Raw genomic sequence first — 22,579 nt, 5'->3', positions numbered from 1 at the left:
CCATGTCTAAGGCCTGTGGCCTTTATTCAACTATTCTGGCTGACCCTCCCTGGCGTTTCGAGAACCGCACCGGGAAGATGGCGCCAGAGCACCAGAGACTCCTTCGCTATCCGACAATGACCATTGAAGAGATTTGCGAAATTCCGGTGTCTCAAGTTGCCGCTGCGAACTCGCATCTTTATCTCTGGGTTCCAAATGCCTTGCTCGCCGAAGGCCTCGAGGCTATGAAACGTTGGGGTTTTACTTACAAAACCAACATCGTCTGGTATAAGATCAGGAAGGACGGAGGTCCTGACGGCCGGGGGGGGTGGATTCTATTTTCGAAATGTTACAGAACTCGTCTTGTTTGGTGTTCGCGGGCATATGAGAACGCTTCAACCGGGGCGGACTCAGGTAAACATCATCTCATCCCGGAAGAGGGAGCATTCACGAAAACCAAATCAGATCTACGATCTTATCGAAAACTGCTCGCCCGGTCATTACCTGGAGTTGTTCGTCAGATTCAGGCGGGAGGAATGGGATCAGTGAGGAAACGAAGATGCGGAGGAAAACAGTTTACATGGAGTTGCCCGAAGAAAAGGCCATATTGCAGCCCAGATGAGATTGTTCGAACGACCAGTTCAATATGAAATAATACCTTTAAGAGACTCAGACATCAAAAGGTCTGTAGTATTTGCTGGTAGATACTCAAAAAATATTACTTCATCAAATAATTTAGGTCCGACTTGTTTATATTTAGAGACAGAAGAAGAAATAAATGAAAATAATTATTATAAAAATGTGCAAAGACTACTAAACTTAATATGGCTTGCTACAGGCCTCCCAGTTGAATATTTAACGGAAGATATCGAACAGTATAATAACTTTGAAGACTTATATGATGATTATAAGTGTAATATATTTTACGATCCCACTATTATTCATGGACTTGTATCTGATAGAAGCCCTATTAGTCGAGTAGCAAGTTATCGTATGTTGATGCAAAAACTGAAGAACGAGGATTTCAAGAAATTTGATAATTCTCTTAACACTTACACATGGGCTCAAGAGATTGAAAGACTTCCAAATTTTCACTTAAAATATACCCTTTATATGATGCTTTATTTATCTTCAATTGATCAATTAGCAAATGCCTCTCAGATAATTTGTAATGGTAATATTGCCTGCGAAGAATGTGGAACAAAAATAAGTAAGAAGCATGAAACAAGCCGTATATCCGAAATAGAAAAGCTTGTTAAAGATTTACTGACGGGAAATAATGTTAACAATCATGTTGAATTTATTAAACGTCTTTATGGGAAATTGAGATCTGCCTTTTTACACCATGGAATATTACGTGGGTTTGAAAAAGAAGGTGGTTTTTTATTTGGCGCATCTTCTGAAAAACAGACGGAATTATTAGAAGATATGATTAATATTAAAATGTTAAATAGAAAACTATTAGAATTGTTTTTAAACAAAAGGCAAATTATTTATACATCAATGGAGGATGGTTTTATTGAAGCAGTGAGAATAGATCCAAGAGCAGATGATTGGACTGTTGAAACAATAAAGAAATACTGCGAAAACAAAAACATTACTAATGTTAAGAGATCTGATTTATATGGGAAATGATAGAAATTTAGAACTTTGGGCCGGGTTCGCCTTCCAACTTTGCTGAAGCAAGGTTGTACAACTGGAGTGTTAAACGCTGAGAAAAGAGCATGAGTAAACTATTTGCACGCTTTGAAGTTGATCTGCCAGGACAGTGTCTGGTTAGATGGCCGGAAGATCAAGTTATCCGTCTTGACTGCACTATTGGGGAGTTCGATGTTGCTGTGCAACTCGTGGTAGATTCATCAGAACGGGCGAAGGGGCCAAAGACGCATATTGGACTTACGTGCTCCGCCGAGCTATGGTAAGTGTTTCAAAAGATGAAGATGAGAAACCACCAGCGATCATACCTGACGAAAAGGGCCAAAAAGACTACACTATACAGGCTGCATACTTTGACAAGAGAATTGAACAATATGGTGATGCAGCCTGTAAAGCGATCAATCGATTGATACGATTTTTCAAATTCCATTTGAAAAACGCCTTTTTTGATGGAACTACCATCTAAACATCGTGTCTTTCAGAACGCCAAGTGGACTGACCATCTTGGAAATATAGTTGAGAAATGCCCACTAGTATTTGTTAGCAAGGGCGCCCCTGGACGCATGGGGCAGCTTGGCGTCCTGAAATTAGGGATTGCTGAAGAGGCGTTTAGCAGGAGTTTTCGCGCCAACCACCCCGACCAATATAAGGACATCGACCACCTATTTAGATGCCGGAACAAGATCGCTCACAGGGGTGAACTATCATATCGAGACGATAGTGGCGTTACTCAACCTGTTGATTATAACACTGTAGAGAGTGGGTGGAACTCGATAATGTCACTGATTGAGTGGATTGAAACAAAGTGAAGTTTTTAAAACAATTTGGACATCTTCCCGGTTTTTATTGAAGACGATATGAATCGGTAGAAGCAACGCTCAGCGTCCTATTTGTAAACAGGCAAGAGGCGGAAACGCGCACGAACCATTTATTGTTAAAATATTGAGAAATGAATAGAATATCTTTAGCTAACAAATTTACAGTATAAAAGTTTTTAAGGAGAGAAATGAATGGTCACCAACAAAAAAGTCTCATCGTATGCGATCCAAACATTCTTAATGGCAAGCCTATCATTAAGGGTACAAGAATATCTGTGGCCCTGATACTGCAAAATATTGCTTCAGGCATGACCCGAGAGGAAATCCTTCGAGGTTATCCAACACCGACGGAAGAAGGATTAGATGCGGCTCTGGATTTTGCCGCAAGACAATTCCAGGGAGAAGAGGTAAATGTTTTTGTAAACAAAGAGTAACCATAAAAATACTTGCAGATGAAATATCCATATTGGCATTATCAACGAACTACGCAAAGCAGGCTTTGAGATTCTCTTTATTCCGGAAGTAGAACTTGCCGGGTGCGATGATCTAAAGATTTTAGAATATTCTGAAAGGTACGATTTGATATTACTTTCTGGCGATAAAGATTTTGGCGGACTCATCGAATTTGGCACATTGTGGGGACGAGGGAAAGTAATACTGCTCCGCGCCAAACTTGATAAGGAGATGGAGATATTGGAAGGCGTGCGACTCTTACGGCAAGAGGCTGAAACGCGGATTGAACGGATTATTGCAGAAGTGTGGGGAGAGGAAATATTGAATGAAACTATCCTCAATGGAAAATATTCAATCTTTGCAGTTTATTTGAATACGGTGTTTTCATAATTTGACGGTAATTATATTAAGGTCTTTATATAAGGAAAATCTTTATGCCCCTAACATAGAAAACAAAAAAACATCCCTACATTGTTTCTCTTAAAACCCATTGCGGCGGAAGCCCAGTCATTGCTGGCACCAAGTTTCCCGTACGGTCTGTTGTATTTTATGTCCTCAGGCAGGGTATGACGCCAGAAGAGCTGGTAAAAGAGTTTTCTCACCTTACCCTTCCACAAGTCTATGATGCACTTTCCTATTATTATGAAAATAAGGAAAAAATAGATAAGGAATTAGCTATTAATGCATCTGATTTAAGAAGTCTGAAGAAAAACTGATAGAAGTTGAAGGCAAGAGGCAGAAAAATGCATTGAGCAGATTGTTACTGAATTGAGGCATAAGATACTCCCATGTCAAAAGAAAAGATCCTTGTTGTAGATGACGAGCAAGACCTCGTAAAATTAATCCGCTATCACCTTGAAAAAGACGGTTATAAAGTAATATCTGCCTTTAATGGTGAAGATGCGTTGTTCCTGGCCAGAAAAGAAAGGCCGGAGCTTGTCATATTAGACCTCATGTTACCCGGAATTGATGGTCTTGAGGTATGCAAGAAATTAAAGGCAGATCAGGAACTTGCTAACACTGCCATTGTAATGTTAACGGCAAAAGGGGAGGAGGCCGATATAACGATGGGCTTAAAACTGGGCGCCGACGATTATATGACAAAGCCCTTTAGCCCAAAAGAACTCGTGGCGCGCGTACAGGCAGTCCTCAGGCGAACAAAAACTGTTTCGACAGCAAAAGATTATATTGCGATAGGTGACCTTATCATCGACTTGTATAAACATGAGGTGACCATAAAGAATGAACCCATTCCACTGACCCTTACAGAATTCAAGCTGCTTCACCAACTCGCCAGCAAGCCAGGGCGAGTATTTACACGGGATCAATTACTCGATGCAGTTTCTGGCTCTGAGACATTTGTCATTGACCGGACGATTGATGTACATGTCGCTTCTCTAAGGAAAAAATTAAAGGCCTTTGCAAACCGTATAATCACGATACGGGGAATTGGTTACAAATTCAGGGAATAAATCAGCATGTTTAAAAATAAATTATTTTGGAAAATTTTTACCAGTTTTATCTCCCTTTTATCCCTAGGTTTGGCGCTCATAGGATATTTTGTGAGCAAGGTCATAAAAGGGCATTACTCGAATCAATTAACCGGAAGTCCGGAGTCTGATATCAAAACAATTATTTTATACATACTCCTTACCTTTGCGATAACCTTGGTCATTGGTTTTGTCCTCTTGAGAATAAATACATCTCCCCTGTTAAATATTACTCGAATAGCGCAAAATTTTGCACGCGGCAATTTTGCACGAAAAGCAGAGATCGCTTCTTCAGATGAAATGGGAGACCTGGCAAATGCAATCAATACTATGGGCATTGAGCTTCAATCCAGGATGCAAACGATCCTGGATGATAAAAATAAACTGGACGCTATCATGGCTCACATGGGTGATGCCATTATTACCACAGACCTGGAGGAACGAATTATCCTCATCAACAATGCAGCAAAAACCATGTTTGGCATATCAAAGGTTGTTTTGGATAAAGACTATTTGTGGGAAAAGATAAGAAATGAAAAACTGTGCAATTTGGTCAGAGAAATAATCAAAATTCAAGCAACCAGAACATCCGAAATCGAGATTCCTTCGCCCGAAAAAAAATTACTGCAAACACATCTTTCTCCAATCCAGATCGATAAAAATACATACGGAATACTCATGGTTTTCCACGATATTACCGAACTGCGAAAACTGGAAAATACCCGCAGGGAATTCGTTGCCAATGTGTCCCACGAACTCAGGACCCCCCTTACCTCTATTAAGGGATATGTAGAAACATTACTCGAAAATAAGGTACTGCGACGTGAAGATACACAAGAATTTCTTACTATTATCATGAAACACACACAGAGACTCGACAATCTGATCAAAGATATTTTAGAACTATCCAGGCTGGACTCCCACGATTTAAAGATAGAACTTCACACATTGGATATACATCCTTGTATAGACAATATTTTTTTACAGTATCAGGAGCACTGTGTGGGAAAAAACCAAACTTTTGAGCTGGATATACCCCATCGCATACCGGCAATAGAAACAAATGAATACCTCTTGCGCCAGTTGCTGACCAACTTACTCGACAATGCAATAAAATATACCCCGAAAGGTGGCCGAATAGGTTTGAAGGTTGAACTCGTCAATAAATCCGTCCGGTTTGAAATATTAGACACTGGTATTGGCATTCCGCAAGAGCATATCCCACGTATTTTCGAGAGATTTTACCGTGTTGACCCGGCCCGTTCACGGGAAATGGGTGGAACGGGGCTGGGACTTTCCATCGTCAAGCATATTGTTCATCTTCATCATGGGTCCATTAAAGTTGAAAGTACGGTAAACGTTGGAAGTAAATTCATCATTACAATACCCCTGCAACAGCCAAAATACGCAGCATAAGACAAGTTATGACCACCTTTCCTTCCGCCTTCGCAAGGGGGGATTTCGTTGTGAGTCTTCGGCGTGAGTCCAGTCGAAAGCTCGCCGAATGATAGGGGGGGGAGATACAGGCAATTTGCGGAAATTGCGTCGAATTGTAGGTGGCCGAACCCAAGAAGCGCAAAAAATTCATTTTAAATTTTGGAAATAGGTAGTAAAATAATGAGCTCTTTTAACATCGTAACTATCTGGAATTGTAACCCTTCCGTAATCCCTGCTTTCAGATAGATATTTAAATAAGGATTTTTCTCAGCAAGGTCAATCTACGTAATAATGCGGCGTCGTTTACAGTCACAGCTTTTTGATTTACTATCATGGAACTTATACTTGATACTATTGAAGGCCTGCTTTATATCCACGGCGAGGTATTTTGGCTTAAAGAATGTATTACAGCATTCGAATCAGCATTAGTTTTTCTCTTAGTTCGGTGGGTTATCAGCTGGAATTCCAGGGAAGTAGTACTTTTATTCCTGTCTACGGCTATTGGTGTCGCCTGCATTTTTTTAGGCGATATTGGTCATTGGAGCGACAATGATGTGCTTAAGTTCATTGCCCCTATTTCTTTCTTCCTGCTGATGCACAGAAAAGATTCGAAAAATGATCCCCTCTTATTTATGTTTCTCATCCCTTACTTTCTTACCTCTTACGAATTTTACAGGAGTTTCTATGCAGTAATAGAATCCATAGCATCGCATTCATTCGTGATCTTTTGTATCACCCTTGTGAAAGGAAACCGGTATCTCTCTTTGGTTGTCAGCGCTACAATTGGTATACTTATCAATTATATTGGCAATACTACTCCTCCCGGCACGAACGATATTTTAATGAATCCGGCACTAATTACCCTTGTCGTAAAAGGGATTGAATTTTATACAAAAAATACCCAATATACTGACTTTTTAAAGTCTTTCTGGGCAACCCTCTTATGTTTTGCCTTTTTTGGCAGCTGGATATTTCACCACATAAAACCATTCTATCCACTTCACTAGTATAACGTTTCATTTCAGGTTTTTCCCTATGTTCCCGGTATGCACAGCGCTCAACGATTGCCCCGCATTTACCTTGACATACCCTTCCTCCTTACCTATAATTTGAGATAGAATGCATTTTAACCGTTAAGAACAGACCCTGGCAAGATATTTGCTTCAAATCGATGGGAAGGTTTCAGGAATATACCCGAAGGTTAGCTAATGTCAATTAAAACTATAGAAACACCTGTGAAAACTCTCAATAAGGAACCTGTTTTTATTAAAAACACAGAAACACAAATTATTCAATCCTCCAAACCAAGCGTTCGGCAATACTGGCTATTGTTTTCCATTTCTGCAATTTCGATTCTTCTGGCCTTTACCTCATTTGGCACCAATACCATAACGGGGTTATGCCTGTTGTCAATCAGCGGACTCTTCATTGTTTATAAAATGCTATCCGTTTACACAACGAAATATGTAATTACACATCAGGGTGTTTTGGTTAGAAAAGGCCCTTTTTCAAGAAAATTTAAGGAAATATCTTACCATGACATTAATAATATCTCGGTCAAACAAGGAAGGATGCAAAAGCGATTAAGGGTTGGCAATCTTACGATAAGCATAAAAGATGCTAAGAGTGTATGGAAGGGTATAAAAAATCCCCATAAAATAAAAGAAGTTATCAATAAAGAAAAGGTTTCAGAGTATGAAAGACGCACCTTATTGAGAAAAATATTATAACTTTTAGCGATTTTTCATGAGCAAAAACTTACAAAAAAAATGGTTTGTACAAGGCAATACAATAAGATATCCCTATTTCGGTATGATCGGTGTTTCCTTCTTTTTGTGCCTTAAACTTGCAATGTCTGCATCTCCGGAAGGTGAAATTCTCGATAGAGAAATCATGAAAAAATACCAAAAAATAGTCCTGCAGGACCCTTCCAATCTTAACGCGCACTTTAATCTCGGCATTCTTTACTATAGAAATGCCCATCTCGATGAAGCCATTCGTGAATTTAATAAAGTTCTTGAAATTAACCCTAATGATTCCGAGGCATATTACAACCTAGGGAATATTTTCAACAAAAAGGCGCTTTTTGATGATGCCATTAACTCTTATAAAAAAGCCCTGGCGATGAATCCGCGGGATGCAGAAGTATTTCATAACTTAGGGAATGCCTATGCCAGCAAAGGGATGATTAATGATGCCATTTCCTCTTACAAGAAGGCCGTTGAAATCAACCCGAAACTTGCAGAAAGCTATAGAAGTATTGCATACCTTTACAAGAAAAAAGGGCAAATATCAGACTCTGTTTCCTCTTTTGAAAAGGCCGCCAATTTCATCCCCAAAGACACGGGTCTGCTTTTTGATCTTGCCTCCTTATATGAATCAAACGGGTCGCCTGACAATGCCATTCTCACATATAGAAGGGTACTATCCATAGACCTCAACCATAAAGAGGCAAAAAACAGACTTGCCATGCTTTATAACAATAAAGGTGTATCACTTGCATTACAGGGAAAAAAGGATGAAGCGATCGTGGCGTATAAAGAGGCCTTACAAAATAAAGAAGATTTTAAAGAAGTGTATAATAATCTTGGCGCTGCCTATGTCGATAAAGGAATGATTGACGATGCAATTGCCACATACAAAAAAGCGATTGAAATCAGTCCAAATTTTGGAGAAGCTTATAATAATCTGGGGGTAGCCTATACAAAAAACAAGGCTTATGATGAGGCTGTTTCTATATTCAAAAAAACGCTGTCTTTAAACAAAAACCATGCAGGCGCCCATTTTAACTTAGGAGTAATCTACTCGGAAAAAGGAATGAAGCCAGAAGCTATTGATGAATATAATGAAGTTTTAAGGCTTACGCCAAACGATCTTTTGGCGCTTTACAACCGTGGCGTACTTTACTTGGAAAATGGCAGACTACCTGATGCCTCTGCTGACATGAAAAAAATAATTGAGCACAATCCAAAGCTGGCTGCTGCTCACCATATGCTTGGAGATGTTTATCAAAAAGAGGGGCAGATCGAGGATGCAATTGCTGAATATAAGCGGGCATTAGAAATATCGCCCGAGCTTCAGGAGGCATTACATAGTATCGAGGAAGCTTACCGGCTGAAGGAAAAAATAGCGAAGAACAAAACGGCCGGGAAGGCAAAACAAGAGTAAACGCTCAGCAAGGAGTCACCTATTTGTATCATTTTCATTTTCCACTTCCAAACAAAACAACCTTTATCGTCTTCAGTACTACCACTACATCCAGAATAAAGGACATATTTTTAATATAATAGAGGTCATACTGCAATTTTTCTTCTGTTTGTTCTATTGAAGATGCATAAGGATACTTTACCTGCGCCCAGCCAGTTAATCCAGGCCTGACTGCAAGCCGCTGGGTATAAAAAGGTATCTTTTCCTCAAACTCCCTGATAAAGATGTGCCTTTCCGGCCGTGGCCCAACCAAACTCATTTCTCCCTTAATTACATTGAGCAATTGAGGAATCTCATCCAGCCTCCACTTTCTCAAAAACCTTCCGGCCTTTGTAATCCTGGGGTCGTTATCTGCTGCATAAACTGCACCGGTATTTGATTCCGCGTTCTCTACCATGGTACGGAATTTTATTATGGTAAATTCTGTACCGTCTTTACCGATACGTTCTTGCGTATAAAAAACACCGCCCCTGGAACTCATTTTCACTACTATGGCTATAATTATCATGGCCGGTATTAATAACACAAATAACATCAATGCAAAAAATACTTCAATAATGGGCTTAACCAATTTACCATACAATTTGGGTTTACTAATAACAACGTGCAACATCCACATATCATTAATATGTTTAAACGGTATTTTCCCCGTGAGCTGTTCGTAAAGGGTAGGCATGTCGACAATATCCACTCCATTCCAAGAACAATTAATCAGTGCCTTAATGAGATCAGCATGTTTTTCATGGGTAATAGCATTTACGACCAAACCAATTTCATTTTGATGTATCACCGTATTCAAACTATATCGGTTACCGAATACAGGAAACCCGCCAATAAGTTTCCCTTGCTTCGCCGGGTCATCATCAATAAAACCTACCAACCGTAACCCAGATTTTTTCGACCTGCTTATTTCTTGTAAAATAGTTTTTCCAGCCCAGCCGGCGCCAATAATTAATACATTTCTCTTAAAAATGGGTTGATCCAGCATATAGCTGTATAAAAGCCTCCAGCCGATGATAAAAAGGGTAATTAATACACCATTGATAATAAATACCCCTCGTCCTATCCGCAAAGACCAGCTTATATAAAATAAAAACGTTGTAATAATAAAGGCGCTGCCAGACGCAAAGGCAATCGTTAGGATATTTCCGATGGATTTGAAATCCTTTCGGATATCGTAAAGTTCGAAAAAGAAAAACGTAAAGAGAAAAGCTAAGGCTGTCAATGCAAATGATGCGGAATTACTTCTCAGGTATTCACAGCCACCACTCAAACCCAGGCGAATTATCGCCGATAAAAAGATTGAGCCATTGACAATCAGCAAATCCCCTACTATGAGCAAAATGAGTCTTTTTGCGATGGGATAATTAAAAATCTTTATTGTCATAATTTCATTTTATGTGGGATAAAACCTTATTTTACCTTTCGATTTTTTTAATTTTCATTTACAGCTACCGTATCCATCCTAAAAATTTTTCAATGTCATTGAAAAAGATCCTGGGATTGTGTAAATAGACATGACTTCTGGACTTTGCCCTCTCAAAGATCCGCATAATGCCTCTATTATAATTATGAAAGGCGCTTTTTACTTTGTTTTCCAGCATGACAAAATCTTCATAGCCCATGGTATCAACTCTTTGATTCACGTCTTTCAGATAATAGTCGCTCGGTATACGGGTGAAGAAATCTTCGTGGGACATTTCTCTGTTCACAAGCCCATGCTCAACGCCGACTTCAAAGAGTTTTGTCCCCGGAAATGGCTCATAGACGCCAATAGAGGCAAAACTGGGTTTTATTGTATATAGTAAATCCAGGGTTTTTTGGACATCTTCTCTGGTCTCTGTAGGTATACCCATCATAAAATAGGCCGTCCAATGAATGCCCACTTCTCGAAAAAGCCTTGCTGCTTCTCCTATGCGTTTCAGGGTAATGCCCTTGTCCATTAACTTTAATATCCTTTCACTCCCTGACTCAATCCCCACCTTGATGCTATTACATCCCGCCTTCTTCATCGCCTTTAAGAGTTCTAAATCCACTAAATCCACCCGCGTATTGCAGTCCCAATTGATTTTTAAGTTAGTATCAATTAATGTAGTGCAAAATTCCATGACCCTCTTTCTGTTAACAGTAAAAGAATCGTCCTTAAAGGTAAACTGGCGGGTGCCATACCGTTGGTGTACATACCTGATTTCTTCCAAAATATTTGCCAAGGAACGATACCGTACCTTTCTCGTCCATATCTGCGTTGCACAATAGGAACAGCTATAGGGACAGCCACGACTGCCCATGAGCAAACCCATATCTTCCGATGTATAAGTATCCAGGCCGAGTAACGTTTCTCTGTCTGGAAAGGGAAGACAATCTAAATTATCAATAAAATTTCTCGTACTGTTGTGGATAATCTTGTCCCCCTGCCGATAGGAAAGTCCCTGTATGGTACTGAAATTGTTATTTTTTGTATGTAATGTGTTTACCAGTTCAACCAATACAACCTCGCCTTCTCCACTTACAACAAAATCAACACCTCTCGTATTTTTCAGGATCTCATCTGCCTTTAAAGTTGCATGAGGACCGCCAAAGACAACAGCACAGTTTTCATTATATTTTTTTGCAAGGGAGGCAATGGTAAACGCAGAGGCTGCCTTGGGGGTCATAACTGTCACTCCGATAACATCCGGTTGGTATCGTGCAAGGGTTTCAGAAATCTCCTTTATGATCGGATTTTCCGGGTTCTTCAATTCCTTCAAATAGATACGATATTTTTCAGGCAATCTCGTGTAATCCATCCCCTTTGAATTTTTGTTACAGTCGGCATCATAGACAGTCACCTGATGCCCGGCTTTTTTCAGTACTGAGGACAGATAACTTAATCCCAGAGGGAAATATCGGTTATAGTAATTGAAAAACCGATAAAAAGGCGGGTCTATCAAAAGGACGTTCATTTCCATAAACTCCTGTCAAGACCCCGGTATTGTATCGCTTCAGATACGTGCTCTACTTTTACATGTTCACTCTCGTCAAGGTCTGCAATGGTGCGTGCAACTTTTAAAATCTTAGTGTATCCGCGTGCCGAAAGACCCAATTCCGTCAGTGCCTGATGAAGCAACGTCTCTGCGGATTTCTCCATTACACAGTACTTTTTGACTTGTTTGGAAGACATATGCGCATTTGCTTTTATTGGCTGGCCTTCAAACCTCCCTTTTTGCATTGTGCGGGCAACCGTCACTTTTTCCCGTATATCCACAGAAGATTGCATTTCCCTCTCTGTAACAAGCTCACTATACCGTACGGCTGGCACCTCTATTTGAATATCCATTCTGTCTAATAACGGGCCCGAGACCTTTGACATGTACCTCTGAATTTGGTGCGGCGTACAATGGCATTCTCTCCGGTTGTCCGTGTAATATCCGCACGGACAGGGATTCATGGCACATACCAGCATAAAATTGGCAGGATAGGTGACGGAATTCAAGGCGCGGGAAATCGTCACATTGCCTGTCTCAAGGGGCTGACGAAGCACTTCCAGTGTCTTTCGTTCAAATTCCGGGAGTTCATCTAAAAAAAGCACGCCATTGTGTGAAATGCTAATCTCGCCGGGCCTTGGAAATGAACCACCGCCAATTAACCCGGCGGTACTAATCGTATGGTGCGGAGCACGAAAAGGCCGTGTTGCAATTAATGACTGTCTCGGCCCGAGGATGCCTAATACGCTATAAATCTTGGTTGTATCCAGGGCTTCCTCTAAGGTGAGGCGAGGCATGATTGTCGGGATACGCTGTGCAAGCATAGTTTTGCCGGCGCCGGGCGGTCCTACCATTATCACATTATGACTTCCCGCAACGGCAACTGTCAATGCCCGTTTGACATGCTCCTGCCCTTTTACGTCAGCAAAATCCATATCGTAGTCGGAAGACTCCTTGAACACTGCTTCCAGGTCAATCCGATACGGTGTAAAGGGGGAAGAATTGGTCAGAATCCCTACGGTATCTGCCAGGGTTTCAACGGGAATAATGTCAAGTCCGTCAACGACAGCAGCCTCAGACGCATTTTCAGGGGGAAGCAAAAATTTTTTTATCCCCAGTTCTTTACACTTAAACGCCATTGATAAACATCCCTTAACAGGACGCAGCCTGCCATCCAGAGATAGCTCGCCCACAATGGCATATTCCTGGATATCTGGAATCTCGATTTGATGTGTTGCTATAAGTATACCAACCGCTATGGGTAATTCAAAAACCGGGCCTTCTTTCTTGCGGTCTGCTGGCGCAAGATTTATTGTCATGGGTTTATAAGGAAACCTATAACCGCTATTATTGACTGCCGCCTTTACCCTGTCACGGCTCTCCTTAACCGCAGTGTCCGGTAAACCAACGATGGCAATATAAGGCATGTCACCCGTGGCGACATAAACTTCAATATCCAGCAAGTACGCATCTATACCGAAAACGGCAACACTCTTGACTTTTGCCAGCATGAATTAATGATATTAAAAATTGTGGATAACCATGCATTTACCATGGAGACATACTAAAACACAGTTTGTTCCGGCTGAAATCACAATGGCAATGAAACAGCCACGGCCTATTTGCTTTCTGCTATACTGCAGCTTTATTCAGCGCCTGAAGTAAAGAATCTATATCCACACCACTCATTCCCGCCGTTTTTTCAATACTCGCCCCACCACCGCAACAGGAATCCACCTTAAATTTACTAAAAATAGTAATTGTTTTTGGATATTTTTTTATAACATCATTAATAATCATATCCTTCGTAATAATCATTTTCTCTCCCATAAGTTACCTCCGAAAATTATTTTATCTGTCAGTCTGTCTTATTTGTGCTATAATAAATAACAATTATTGAAACTTGTTAATAATAAAGCAGAATATAATCAAAAAGCAATGTATTTTTATTTCCACGCCACAAAAATAGCGGAGAAACTTCAGCCAGCAAGTTGAAATACCCATAACAGCTTTGAAATGCAATTTTGTTATTTAACTGACGTTGATAGGAGGTGAAAATCATCCCGATCGATAAAGTCAACATGCACAGGTATTTGCATCCGGGAAAATATATATAAATAAATTATTTACTTTGGAATATTATTTGTTCGTTATTTAGGGGGTTAGTCATCTTATCGGTCAACATTTTAGAAAAGGGTATTGAGCAAATGAGTGTTATTCGGAATTCAATAAAAACATTCCATCCTGCGTATTTTGCAATGGTAATGTCCACGGGTATAATTTCAATTGCATCCGGTCTTTTAGGTTTTCAAGGTATTGCATATGCACTCTTTTATATAAACCTCTTTGCATATGCCACGGTTCTATCGCTCCAAGTACTCCGGGTAAGAATGTTCTGGAGTAATCTCTACAATGATTTTTCAAATCCGAAATTGAGTCTTGTTTTTTTTACCACCGTTGCAGGAACAAACGTGCTGGGGGCTCAATTCGTTACAGTGGTAAACCAACCGGAAGTTGCGAAGATATTTTGGTATTTTGGCATCTTTCTCTGGACGATCGTTTCATTGTCCGCTTTTAGTGTGCTCTTTATCAAGTGTGATCAAAGGATTGAAGTTGTAATGCATGGTGGATGGCTGATCGCCACTGTTGGAACACAATCTGTCGCCGTACTTGGCGCCTTGCTTGCGCCGAAATTCGGGGGATCTGGCAGCTTTGTCATGTTTTCCTCATTCGTGTGGTGGATGATTGGTTCCTTCCTTTACATGATCCTTATTACGCTCATTATTTATCGGCTCGTGTTTTTCAAGGTATCCCCGGATGCGCTTGTGCCTCCTTACTGGATTAATATGGGTGCGCTCGCCATCACAACCCTGGCCGGATCTATCTTATGTATAAATATCCCTAAAATAGAGGGACCCTATGCCGATTTCCTGGGATTCACAAAGGGGCTCACCCTGTTTTTCTGGTCGTTTGGCACGTGGTGGATACCGTTTCTGGTAATCATTGGGGTATGGAAGTATATCTATAATAGAACGCCGTTTAAATATTCCCCCCTCTACTGGGGCATGGTCTTCCCTTTAGGCATGTATACAGTCTGTACCATAAGACTTTCTCAGGCTATTCAACTCCCTTTTATCGCTAATATTTCTAGTTATTTCATCTATGCCGCGTACATCGCATGGGGTTTTATCTTTGTGAATATGATAATTTCCATGGTGAAAGCGGCGACAGCAAAAGAGGCAACGCTAAAGAAGGAGGAAAAGATTGTTCAGCCTCAGATGACCTCTGCTGTGAAAGGTTAAACTCCTTGCATTAAGTTCTGAGATTGAATCTCAGAACTTGATGCTATCTTTAGAAACCGCATCTGCATTGAGTTGATTTTTTGGTTTTTGCAATAAAACTGCGGCGGTAAACAAGGTTATCAAAAATCGTCGGGCAATAATCCGTCGCCAGCGTACTTAGCACAGACCTTTTCCAAATCAGATGATTTTTAATTGGTTACTCACTGTCAGGGGATATGTGTAAGCTGAATATTCAGTATAAATGAATTAATTATATATAATAAATTATGCTTTTTTACTGCAGAGCGAAGATGCTCTTCGCTCTGCACCACAATTGTGAAATCCTCAACATTAAACAAATGAAATGAAGGGAGGTAATGTATGACTGATGCGCAGAATAGTGGTATAAATACGCAGGAATATGCCATGCCGGTTATTGAGATCGATGCCTATGCGCCAGCAAAAATGGCCGACAGGGTGGGACAAGTAGGCGTTGCAAAGTCGCAGCTGAGTACGTTAACGACATTTGCCTTAAGTATTCTTGCCGGCGTATTTATTGCATTGGGGATGCAGCTTTCCATGCTCGTAACACATACGGCAACCTCTAATTATGGTTTAAATCAGCTGGTAGGAGGAGTTGCCTTTACCCTGGCCCTCGTTTTAATTGTAATCGCCGGCGCAGAGCTTTTTACCGGAAACTGTCTTATCGCGATGTCTTTTATGGCCAGAAAAATTACCGGAAAAGACCTGGCCAGAAATTTAATTATTGCATTTATTGGTAATTTTATCGGCGCATTAACCCTCGTTTTATGGATATACAACTCCAACCAATGGACGATCAACAACCATCTCCTTGGCGCTAAAATTGTGCTTGCAGCCAATGACAAAGTAAATATACCATTTGGCGCTGCCTTTTCGAGAGGAGTGCTCTGCAATGCCCTGGTATGTCTGGGTATCTGGTTATGTTATAGTGGCAGAAGTAATATGGATAAAATACTGGCATTACTCTGGCCCATATCTTGTCTCATCGCTTGTGGATTTGAGCACTGTGTCGTCAATATGTGGCTCATCCCGATGGGCCTTGTTCTCAAAGGCAACAGCGCTGTCCTTGCAGCCGCAGAAAAGGTGCACGAGGGAAAATTGGACCTTTCAAACCTTACCTTTTTTAAAGGTTTTTTGATAGATAATCTCTTCCCTGTCGTTCTTGGAAACCTGTTTGGCGGTATTGTACTCATTGCAGGTGTATATTGGTTTATCTATTTACGTCCTTCAAAAAAATAATAAAGGAGACCGAAGATATGGTAGAAAATAATGTTCCAAAAACTATCCAGGTCATAGATATAGATGCCTATTCACCCCCGCAAATTGCCTCCCGAATCGACAAAGTCGCTACCGCAAAGGCAAGGTTAAGCTTTGCACAGACCTTTATTCTGGGCATTTTGGCTGGGGTCTATATTGGAATCGGCGCGCAATTTGCCACCTTTGTAACATGCGACTCTACCCTGCACTATGGGCTTACTTCACTCATTGCAGGCATTGTATTCTCTCTTGGTCTTATGCTTGTTGTCATTGGAGGCGCGGAACTCTTTACCGGCAACTGCCTCATTATTATGGGATATGTTGGCAAAAGGATTACAACGCGTGAACTACTGAATAACTGGATCATTTCATTTCTTGGCAATTTAGTCGGCAGCTTAACGATGGTCTGCTGGATGTATAAAACACACCAATGGGAATTTTTCCATAATATGGTCGGTGCGAAGGCGCTGTTAATTGCCCATACAAAGGTTAATCTCACCTTTAAGACGGCTTTGGCACGGGGTGTCCTTTGCAATGCAATGGTATGCCTTGCCGTCTGGTTGTGTTTTAGCGGGAGGAGCGTGGCAGATAAAGTTCTTTCCATTGTATTTCCCATAGGCGGATTCGTTGCCAGCGGATTCGAACACTGTGTGGCTAACATGTATTTTATTCCTATCGGGATAGTACTCCGGAAAAATCCAGACATCGTTGCAGCTGCAGAAAAAATGGCGGGGAAAACATTAGACCTCTCGCAACTTACCTGGAGTGGGTTTTTTGTAAATAACCTCTTGCCGGTCACTATGGGGAATATCGTCGGTGGTGTTGTTCTCGTGGGTATCGTATTCTGGTTTGTTTATCTGCGACCACACATTAGCTTGGCCTTTAGTGTGAAACAGGACTTTTTCCATAAATAGATAATCGCATCTTGCCAAAGTCTTAAGAATTCTCTTGAAAAAATCCCGGCATGGAATAAACTAGATATCATGAAATGTCGGGATTTTTTCAAGGGAAAAGGTAACTATTCAGTGAAAATATTTTAAAATATGTTTGACAGGATATCCGGGACAGAGAGTCGTTTGGATTAGTTTGTGGCATATATGGCCTGTAGAGGTGGTTAGTACAGCCTACATGAGGAGAGAGCACAGACATGGACAGGCTGGTGTTGGTAAGAGGAATTCGTGCTTTTGTCGTGTCTTATAGCGCCAATAAAAAGGATGAAAAAGCCTGTGATATAATAGCCGCAGTAAATAAATGGGTGGCTCATCATACAGGCGGATTCATTGACGATAGACAATATAGACATAGAGGTAACGCTCCAAAAAGTAGAGAAGCTTCTTTCTGAAGAGAAAGTGCTGTCGCCAGCCATGAGGTCCATGGTAGAGTTATTGGTAGTAGTAATAACGCTGCTGGTTGGTCGTTTAAACCGTAACAGTCGCAACAGCAGTAAGCCTCCCTCAAGTGATCCGAATCGCAAGAGAGAAAGCAAGGCGAAGGGCGAGAGGAAGGCGGGTGGACAAAAGGGTCGTGAGGGGGTGACGCTGAAAAGGGTTGAGAACCCTGATAAGGTGGAAGTGATAAAAGTAGACCAAAGGAAGTTGCCGCGTGGGGAATATACGGTGGTGGGTTACGAAGCGCGCCAGGTGTTTGATATGAAGATTTCACGGGAGGTAACAGAGTATCGTGCAGAGATAGTTGAGGACGCGGAGGGGAACCGATTTATCGCGCCCTTTCCTGAAGGAATAACAAAGGCGGCGCAGTATGGGGCGGATTTGAAGGCGCATGCAGTATATATGTCACAGTATCAACTGATACCCTACAAGAGGATTCAGGAGTATTTTGAAGAGCAGATGTCGATGCCGGTGAGTGAAGGTTCCTTGTACAATTTTAATCAGGAAGCCTACGAATATCTGGAAATCTTTGAGGAGAAAAGCAAAGCAGAACTCACCAAGTCAGAGGTGTTGCATGTGGATGAAACGAGTATTAACAAGAACGGGGATAGATATTGGTTGCATAGCGCATCCAATAGGCAGTGGACATGTTTTTATCCTCACGAAGGGAGAGGGACAGAGGCAATAGATAGCATAGGAATATTGCCCCAATTTCGTGGGATTCTTTGTCACGACCATTTGAAGGCGTATTACACCTATCCCTGTACGCACGCGCTCTGTAATGCGCACCACCTGAGAGAATTAGAGGGTGTGTGGGAAGAGGACAATAAGCAGCAGTGGGCGAAAGAGATGAAGGCCTTGCTTGAAGAGATAAATCGTGCAACATGCGATGCCGGAGGAATGTTGGGCGCCGATGAGTCTGAAAAATATCGGCACAGGTACCGGGTGATATTGCAAAACGCAGAAGCCGAAAGCCCTCCCCCTGATGAAACAAACCGTAAGGGGAAAAGGGGGCGAGTGAAAAGGACAAAAGCCAGAAATCTTCTGGAACGATTACGAAAGTATGAGGATGATGTCCTGAGGTTTATGGACAATAAAAACGTCCCTTTTACGAATAATTTGGCTGAAAACGACATCAGGATGACAAAGGTTCAGCAGAAAATATCGGGCTGCTTTCGTTCTTTGGAGGGAGCCAGGATTTTTTGCCGCATTCGCAGCTACCTCTCAACTTGTCGAAAACAAGGGGTAAATTTGAGACAGGCATTAAAGATGCTATTTCATGGCGAATTGCCTGATTTTGTTCGCTCATAGCAATTATGAGCGAATATACGCTGAATAGTTACGGGAAAAGTACGATTCCGAAATAAGGATAGGAAGTGAAGTGCCACTTTATGTATTGTTAATTATTGCATTTGTGACCCTCATAGCGCCTGCGGTGACCTATTTTTTTGCCAAAGCGAGGCTGTTGTCATGTACGCTTCTTCTGTTTTATACGTCTAATACCTTTCTTTCATTTCTGTTATTCTCTCATCAGACCGTCCTCTTTTCTGTAATAGTAACACTCTTTGTTGCACTCCCCATCATCTGTCTTATCATCTTCGCTGTTGATATGTACTTTGCGATATTTTGTACAGACACCTCTTTTGTCTTCGTTCTTGTCTGGTTACTCATGCCCCTATTTTTCATCATAAACCTTGTACGGTATATCCTCAAGATTGTCCATGGCTAACATTTGCAAAATATTTATCAGTGCAGGCGAATCATCAGGAGATATCCATGGCGCAAACCTCATGCGCTGCCTGATGAAAAAAAACCCTTCTCTAAAATTTTACGGGCTCGGAAAAGAAAATATGAAACGGGCAGGTTTGCACTGCCTCCACGATATGTCTACAAAATCCTTAATGTGGCTCCATGTCTTAACGGAGTTAACAACCTTCCTGCAAATGAAAAGGGATTGCATCCGTTTCTTTCAGCAGGAAAGACCCGATGCCGTCATCCTGATCGACTACTGCGGTTTCAATTTCCATCTGGCCAGGGCGGCGAAAAAACTGGGGATTCCCGTTATTTATTATATTTGTCCCCAGCTCTGGGCACATGCGCCATGGCGTGTAAAAAAGATGAAGAAGCTGGTCGACAAACTGATAGTCGTTTATCCTTTTGAAAAACCCTTTTATGAACGTGCGGGTATTCCTGTTACTTACGTGGGGCATCCATTATTCGATGAGATTTCCAAAGAGGGCATTGACGAAGGCATTGTTTCGGAACTAAAAAAACAAAGGGAAACCATAGTCTCCTTTCTTCCAGGCAGTCGTAAACAGGAAATTGTTCGCATACTGCCGCTGTTACTGCAATCTGCGGCACGGATACAGCAAATAATCCCTTCCGTAAAATTTCTTGTCTCCTGCAGTGATGAACAACACCTTGATCTTGTGCAAACCATTACAAGAGAGTCTGGAGTCAATTGTAAGATTATGGTGGGAAACGTCCATGAAGTAATCAAGGCATCCGATCTTTGCATCGCCGGTGCAGGTACGATTACATTACAGATCGCTTACTATCTCAAACCGATGATTATTGTTTACAAAATATCTCCCTTCGCCTATTTCATAGCAAGGCCGTTTCTTATTACCCCTTACATCGGACTTGTGAATACACTCGCCCAAAAGATGATTGTTCCGGAACTCCTCATGTGCAGGAAGAATTACGCCTGGCTTGCCAGTCAAGCTATACAATTACTCAACGATCCTCAAAAAAGACTTGCTTGTATTCACGAGTTATCCCTGCTTATGGATAAGATGGGAAAGCCAGGGGCTTCTGAGCATGCAGCAGAAGAGGTATTAAAACTTATATGGAGAGCCTAATTTACAGAACATGATTTACACGGTATTTTACAGAACGTTCTATTTTAGCAAAAGAATTCCAACACTCGGATCGTTTTGCATCTGTTGTATGGCTTCATAATGTGTTCGTATTAATCTCTCAATTTGGGCAGTAGTACAGTTACCCGCTTTAATCCAAATTATTTTAGGGGGGAAACCTTGCAAAATACTTAATTCATTAAAATCTGCATCTTTAGTCACAATGGTAAAACCATGTTCATGCGCCCATCTCCAGACTTCGTTATCTGTCGCACGGTCAAGTCCATTCAAATATACATGAGTCGAATTTGGAAATATATCAGCAAGACTTTCAACCAATTTTGGCGATAGGTTTTGGTCGAAAAGGAGATTCATGACTGCGTTATCAATAACTGACGCTCACGATCAGCAGCATAACTCAAACATGCCTGAATGTCTTCCTTCGTCAGGTAAGGGAAATCTTTTAGTATTTCTTGTGTGGTCATTCCCGCCGCTAAATATGACAATACATCATACACCGTAATGCGCATACCGCGAATACACGGTTTCCCGCAACGTTTGCCAGGTTCGATTGTTATTATTTCCTGATATTTCATAGATAGGTTAAGAATCTCAAATAAAGTATCTAAAAGCGTGGTAATTGGTACAAGAATGATGTTTACTATAACTAACTACAGCCCTGTTTTCAATATAAAGTTGGCAGTTCCAGTATACCTGAACATGCAGCGAAGGAAATACTCAATTTATTGAATTTCTGTTTGTAGAAAAAGAGGCAAAGGGTATATTACGAATATATCTGCCTTAAAATATTGCACTGCTTTTAGTACAAAAAATGTCCAAAATCATCTATTTAGACAATAACGCCACAACTAAGCTTGACCCTCGTGTTTTAGTGGCAATGATGCCTTTTTTAACGGAGAGTTACGCCAATGCTGCCAGTATACACCCGTTTGGTGTTGAGGCACACGGGGCGGTTAAAAATGCAAGGATAATGGTGGCTGATTTAATTGGCTGTGAAACGAGTGAGATCATTTTTACTTCCAGCGCTACGGAAGCAATTAACCTTGCTATAAAAGGAGTAGCTGAAACCTATAAAGATAAAGGTAAACATATTGTAACAGTTGCTACAGAACATCCTGCCGTTTTGGATACCTGCCGATATTTGGAAGGTAAGGGTTTCGAGATTGCCTATCTTCCTGTACGATCTGATGGGCTGCTTGATTTAGATATAGTCAGGAAAAGTATTCGGGAGGATACCATTCTTGTTAGCGTGATGCTGGTTAATAACGAAATTGGGGTCGTACAGCCGATAAAGGAAATCGCCGAAATCACTCACTCCAAAGGGACATTTTTTATGACGGATGGAACACAGGCAGTGGGAAAACTTCCGATAAATGTAAATGCCCTTGGGATTGATTTAATGAGTTTTTCTGGTCATAAATTTTACGGACCAAAAGGAATTGGAGCTTTGTATATACGATGCAGACAACCAAATAAAGTAAAACTAAACCCGCTAATTCACGGTGGTGGACATGAAAAGGGCCTGAGAAGCGGCACACTGAATGTCCCTGGTATTGTCGGCTTAGGGAAAGCTTCTGAAATTGCCAAACAGGAAATGGAAACCGATGCAAAAAGGATTGGAGAACTCAGGGATTATTTGGAAAGGGAACTTTTGAAAATACCTATACTGTATTTACTTATAAAGTAATATCATGAATCTTGTGTTCCACTAAAGCATTTTAGAGTAAGT

At 41.1% G+C, this 22,579-nt stretch carries 25 protein-coding genes and 1 pseudogene; 19 read left to right on the top strand and 7 right to left on the bottom strand.

The genetic code is table 11. The features are described from left to right. The first annotated feature begins 2 nt into the window (after nt 1–2). The 13 genes and pseudogenes from BROSI_RS06660 to BROSI_RS06605 all read left to right on the top strand — a co-directional run bounded on the left by BROSI_RS06660 (nt 3) and on the right by BROSI_RS06605 (nt 9,001). Nucleotides 3–528: pseudogene (locus tag BROSI_RS06660) on the top strand (MT-A70 family methyltransferase). Nucleotides 529–597: 69 nt separating this feature from the next. Next, nucleotides 598–1,614, top strand: coding sequence for a hypothetical protein (locus BROSI_RS18990; RefSeq protein ID WP_082059081.1), 1,017 nt, complete (start codon nt 598–600; stop codon nt 1,612–1,614). Nucleotides 1,615–1,703: 89 nt separating this feature from the next. Next, nucleotides 1,704–1,901, top strand: coding sequence for a hypothetical protein (locus tag BROSI_RS06655; RefSeq protein WP_052562970.1), 198 nt, complete (start codon nt 1,704–1,706; stop codon nt 1,899–1,901). After that, nucleotides 1,895–2,101 (top strand): hypothetical protein, encoded by a 207-nt coding sequence (locus BROSI_RS06650; protein ID WP_052562969.1) that lies wholly within the window; start codon nt 1,895–1,897, stop codon nt 2,099–2,101. Before BROSI_RS06655 ends, BROSI_RS06650 begins: the two co-directional genes overlap by 7 nt. Beyond that, complete coding sequence (locus BROSI_RS06645; RefSeq protein ID WP_052562968.1) at nt 2,085–2,444, top strand: hypothetical protein; 360 nt, start codon at nt 2,085–2,087, stop codon at nt 2,442–2,444. Before BROSI_RS06650 ends, BROSI_RS06645 begins: the two co-directional genes overlap by 17 nt. Before the next feature lie 197 nt (nt 2,445–2,641). Beyond that, nucleotides 2,642–2,887, top strand: coding sequence for a DUF433 domain-containing protein (locus BROSI_RS06640; RefSeq protein ID WP_052562967.1), 246 nt, complete (start codon nt 2,642–2,644; stop codon nt 2,885–2,887). 25 nt (nt 2,888–2,912) lie between these two features. Beyond that, nucleotides 2,913–3,296, top strand: a complete 384-nt coding sequence (locus tag BROSI_RS06635; protein WP_157842636.1) for a DUF5615 family PIN-like protein — start codon at nt 2,913–2,915, stop codon at nt 3,294–3,296. 80 nt (nt 3,297–3,376) lie between these two features. Continuing rightward, nucleotides 3,377–3,622 carry a DUF433 domain-containing protein gene (locus tag BROSI_RS06630; RefSeq protein WP_052562965.1) on the top strand — a complete coding sequence of 82 codons (246 nt, stop codon included), beginning with the start codon at nt 3,377–3,379 and terminating at the stop codon, nt 3,620–3,622. A gap of 72 nt (nt 3,623–3,694) precedes the next feature. After that, nucleotides 3,695–4,378 (top strand): response regulator, encoded by a 684-nt coding sequence (locus BROSI_RS06625; protein WP_052562964.1) that lies wholly within the window; start codon nt 3,695–3,697, stop codon nt 4,376–4,378. Between the two features lie 90 nt (nt 4,379–4,468). Further along, on the top strand, nt 4,469–5,812 hold the full coding sequence (gene pnpS, locus BROSI_RS06620) for a two-component system histidine kinase PnpS (protein WP_162183227.1): 1,344 nt from the start codon (nt 4,469–4,471) through the stop codon (nt 5,810–5,812). Nucleotides 5,813–6,165: 353 nt separating this feature from the next. Next, on the top strand, nt 6,166–6,840 hold the full coding sequence (locus tag BROSI_RS06615; protein ID WP_052562962.1) for a hypothetical protein: 675 nt from the start codon (nt 6,166–6,168) through the stop codon (nt 6,838–6,840). Between the two features lie 201 nt (nt 6,841–7,041). Continuing rightward, nucleotides 7,042–7,563 carry a PH domain-containing protein gene (locus BROSI_RS06610; RefSeq protein WP_052562961.1) on the top strand — a complete coding sequence of 174 codons (522 nt, stop codon included), beginning with the start codon at nt 7,042–7,044 and terminating at the stop codon, nt 7,561–7,563. A 16-nt stretch (nt 7,564–7,579) separates the two neighbouring features. Next, on the top strand, nt 7,580–9,001 hold the full coding sequence (locus BROSI_RS06605; protein WP_052562960.1) for a tetratricopeptide repeat protein: 1,422 nt from the start codon (nt 7,580–7,582) through the stop codon (nt 8,999–9,001). A gap of 34 nt (nt 9,002–9,035) precedes the next feature. On the opposite strand, the gene BROSI_RS06600 is transcribed toward BROSI_RS06605, so the two are convergent. The 4 genes from BROSI_RS06600 to BROSI_RS06585 form a co-directional block, all read right to left on the bottom strand. Beyond that, the gene (locus BROSI_RS06600; RefSeq protein WP_052562959.1) at nt 9,036–10,427 is read right to left on the bottom strand and encodes a sugar transferase; all 1,392 of its coding nucleotides are present in this window, start codon (nt 10,425–10,427) and stop codon (nt 9,036–9,038) included. A 64-nt stretch (nt 10,428–10,491) separates the two neighbouring features. Next, complete coding sequence (locus BROSI_RS06595) at nt 10,492–11,982, bottom strand: B12-binding domain-containing radical SAM protein (RefSeq protein ID WP_052562958.1); 1,491 nt, start codon at nt 11,980–11,982, stop codon at nt 10,492–10,494. Next, the gene (locus BROSI_RS06590; protein WP_052562957.1) at nt 11,979–13,514 is read right to left on the bottom strand and encodes a YifB family Mg chelatase-like AAA ATPase; all 1,536 of its coding nucleotides are present in this window, start codon (nt 13,512–13,514) and stop codon (nt 11,979–11,981) included. Before BROSI_RS06590 ends, BROSI_RS06595 begins: the two co-directional genes overlap by 4 nt. Nucleotides 13,515–13,635: 121 nt before the next feature. Then, complete coding sequence (locus BROSI_RS06585; protein WP_052562956.1) at nt 13,636–13,833, bottom strand: DUF542 domain-containing protein; 198 nt, start codon at nt 13,831–13,833, stop codon at nt 13,636–13,638. Nucleotides 13,834–14,210: 377 nt separating this feature from the next. Between BROSI_RS06585 and BROSI_RS06580 the strand changes: the two genes are divergently transcribed. From BROSI_RS06580 to tnpC, 4 genes are all read left to right on the top strand, one after another. Continuing rightward, the gene (locus BROSI_RS06580) at nt 14,211–15,305 is read left to right on the top strand and encodes a tellurite resistance/C4-dicarboxylate transporter family protein (RefSeq protein WP_052562955.1); all 1,095 of its coding nucleotides are present in this window, start codon (nt 14,211–14,213) and stop codon (nt 15,303–15,305) included. 360 nt (nt 15,306–15,665) lie between these two features. Next, nucleotides 15,666–16,565 carry a formate/nitrite transporter family protein gene (locus BROSI_RS06575; RefSeq protein ID WP_052562954.1) on the top strand — a complete coding sequence of 300 codons (900 nt, stop codon included), beginning with the start codon at nt 15,666–15,668 and terminating at the stop codon, nt 16,563–16,565. A gap of 17 nt (nt 16,566–16,582) precedes the next feature. Continuing rightward, the gene (locus BROSI_RS06570) at nt 16,583–17,497 is read left to right on the top strand and encodes a formate/nitrite transporter family protein (protein WP_052562953.1); all 915 of its coding nucleotides are present in this window, start codon (nt 16,583–16,585) and stop codon (nt 17,495–17,497) included. A gap of 366 nt (nt 17,498–17,863) precedes the next feature. After that, entirely contained in the window at nt 17,864–19,282 is a 1,419-nt protein-coding gene (gene tnpC, locus BROSI_RS06565; RefSeq protein WP_052561421.1) for an IS66 family transposase, read from the top strand. 219 nt (nt 19,283–19,501) lie between these two features. Here tnpC and BROSI_RS19785 read toward each other — a convergent pair whose 3' ends face one another. Next, nucleotides 19,502–19,642 carry a hypothetical protein gene (locus BROSI_RS19785; RefSeq protein WP_162183226.1) on the bottom strand — a complete coding sequence of 47 codons (141 nt, stop codon included), beginning with the start codon at nt 19,640–19,642 and terminating at the stop codon, nt 19,502–19,504. A 50-nt stretch (nt 19,643–19,692) separates the two neighbouring features. On the opposite strand from BROSI_RS19785, the gene lpxB reads away from it, so the two are divergent. After that, nucleotides 19,693–20,832 (top strand): lipid-A-disaccharide synthase, encoded by a 1,140-nt coding sequence (lpxB, locus tag BROSI_RS06555; RefSeq protein WP_052562951.1) that lies wholly within the window; start codon nt 19,693–19,695, stop codon nt 20,830–20,832. A gap of 39 nt (nt 20,833–20,871) precedes the next feature. Here the strand turns inward: lpxB and BROSI_RS06550 are convergent, their stop codons facing one another. Both BROSI_RS06550 and BROSI_RS06545 read right to left on the bottom strand, forming a co-directional pair. After that, entirely contained in the window at nt 20,872–21,204 is a 333-nt protein-coding gene (locus BROSI_RS06550; protein WP_052562950.1) for a DUF5615 family PIN-like protein, read from the bottom strand. After that, a complete protein-coding gene (locus tag BROSI_RS06545) occupies nt 21,201–21,425 on the bottom strand; it encodes a DUF433 domain-containing protein (RefSeq protein ID WP_052562949.1) in 225 nt (74 codons plus the stop codon). The genes BROSI_RS06550 and BROSI_RS06545 overlap by 4 nt, the downstream gene beginning before the upstream one ends. A gap of 236 nt (nt 21,426–21,661) precedes the next feature. Between BROSI_RS06545 and BROSI_RS06540 the strand changes: the two genes are divergently transcribed. Further along, a complete protein-coding gene (locus BROSI_RS06540; protein ID WP_082059079.1) occupies nt 21,662–22,537 on the top strand; it encodes a cysteine desulfurase family protein in 876 nt (291 codons plus the stop codon). Nucleotides 22,538–22,579: the final 42 nt, after the last annotated feature.

The organism is Candidatus Brocadia sinica JPN1 (assembly GCF_000949635.1).
Classification (GTDB): domain Bacteria; phylum Planctomycetota; class Brocadiia; order Brocadiales; family Brocadiaceae; genus Brocadia; species Brocadia sinica.
Note: the sequence above shows the minus strand (reverse complement) of the source record. Positions and strands in the feature narration are given on the sequence as shown.

Coding starts and splice junctions, on each gene's coding strand:
- BROSI_RS06545 (WP_052562949.1), bottom strand. CDS start 21,425: ATGAAATATCAGGAAATAATAACAATCGAACCTGGCAAACGTTGCGGG.
- BROSI_RS06645 (WP_052562968.1), top strand. CDS start 2,085: ATGGAACTACCATCTAAACATCGTGTCTTTCAGAACGCCAAGTGGACT.
- BROSI_RS18990 (WP_082059081.1), top strand. CDS start 598: ATGAGATTGTTCGAACGACCAGTTCAATATGAAATAATACCTTTAAGA.
- BROSI_RS19785 (WP_162183226.1), bottom strand. CDS start 19,642: ATGAGTAACCAGACAAGAACGAAGACAAAAGAGGTGTCTGTACAAAAT.
- BROSI_RS06550 (WP_052562950.1), bottom strand. CDS start 21,204: ATGAATCTCCTTTTCGACCAAAACCTATCGCCAAAATTGGTTGAAAGT.
- BROSI_RS06570 (WP_052562953.1), top strand. CDS start 16,583: ATGGTAGAAAATAATGTTCCAAAAACTATCCAGGTCATAGATATAGAT.
- BROSI_RS06590 (WP_052562957.1), bottom strand. CDS start 13,514: ATGCTGGCAAAAGTCAAGAGTGTTGCCGTTTTCGGTATAGATGCGTAC.
- BROSI_RS06655 (WP_052562970.1), top strand. CDS start 1,704: ATGAGTAAACTATTTGCACGCTTTGAAGTTGATCTGCCAGGACAGTGT.
- lpxB (WP_052562951.1), top strand. CDS start 19,693: ATGGCTAACATTTGCAAAATATTTATCAGTGCAGGCGAATCATCAGGA.
- BROSI_RS06580 (WP_052562955.1), top strand. CDS start 14,211: ATGAGTGTTATTCGGAATTCAATAAAAACATTCCATCCTGCGTATTTT.
- BROSI_RS06575 (WP_052562954.1), top strand. CDS start 15,666: ATGACTGATGCGCAGAATAGTGGTATAAATACGCAGGAATATGCCATG.
- BROSI_RS06605 (WP_052562960.1), top strand. CDS start 7,580: ATGAGCAAAAACTTACAAAAAAAATGGTTTGTACAAGGCAATACAATA.
- BROSI_RS06625 (WP_052562964.1), top strand. CDS start 3,695: ATGTCAAAAGAAAAGATCCTTGTTGTAGATGACGAGCAAGACCTCGTA.
- BROSI_RS06540 (WP_082059079.1), top strand. CDS start 21,662: ATGTCCAAAATCATCTATTTAGACAATAACGCCACAACTAAGCTTGAC.
- BROSI_RS06650 (WP_052562969.1), top strand. CDS start 1,895: ATGGTAAGTGTTTCAAAAGATGAAGATGAGAAACCACCAGCGATCATA.
- BROSI_RS06610 (WP_052562961.1), top strand. CDS start 7,042: ATGTCAATTAAAACTATAGAAACACCTGTGAAAACTCTCAATAAGGAA.
- BROSI_RS06615 (WP_052562962.1), top strand. CDS start 6,166: ATGGAACTTATACTTGATACTATTGAAGGCCTGCTTTATATCCACGGC.
- BROSI_RS06595 (WP_052562958.1), bottom strand. CDS start 11,982: ATGAACGTCCTTTTGATAGACCCGCCTTTTTATCGGTTTTTCAATTAC.
- BROSI_RS06640 (WP_052562967.1), top strand. CDS start 2,642: ATGAATGGTCACCAACAAAAAAGTCTCATCGTATGCGATCCAAACATT.
- BROSI_RS06600 (WP_052562959.1), bottom strand. CDS start 10,427: ATGACAATAAAGATTTTTAATTATCCCATCGCAAAAAGACTCATTTTG.
- BROSI_RS06585 (WP_052562956.1), bottom strand. CDS start 13,833: ATGGGAGAGAAAATGATTATTACGAAGGATATGATTATTAATGATGTT.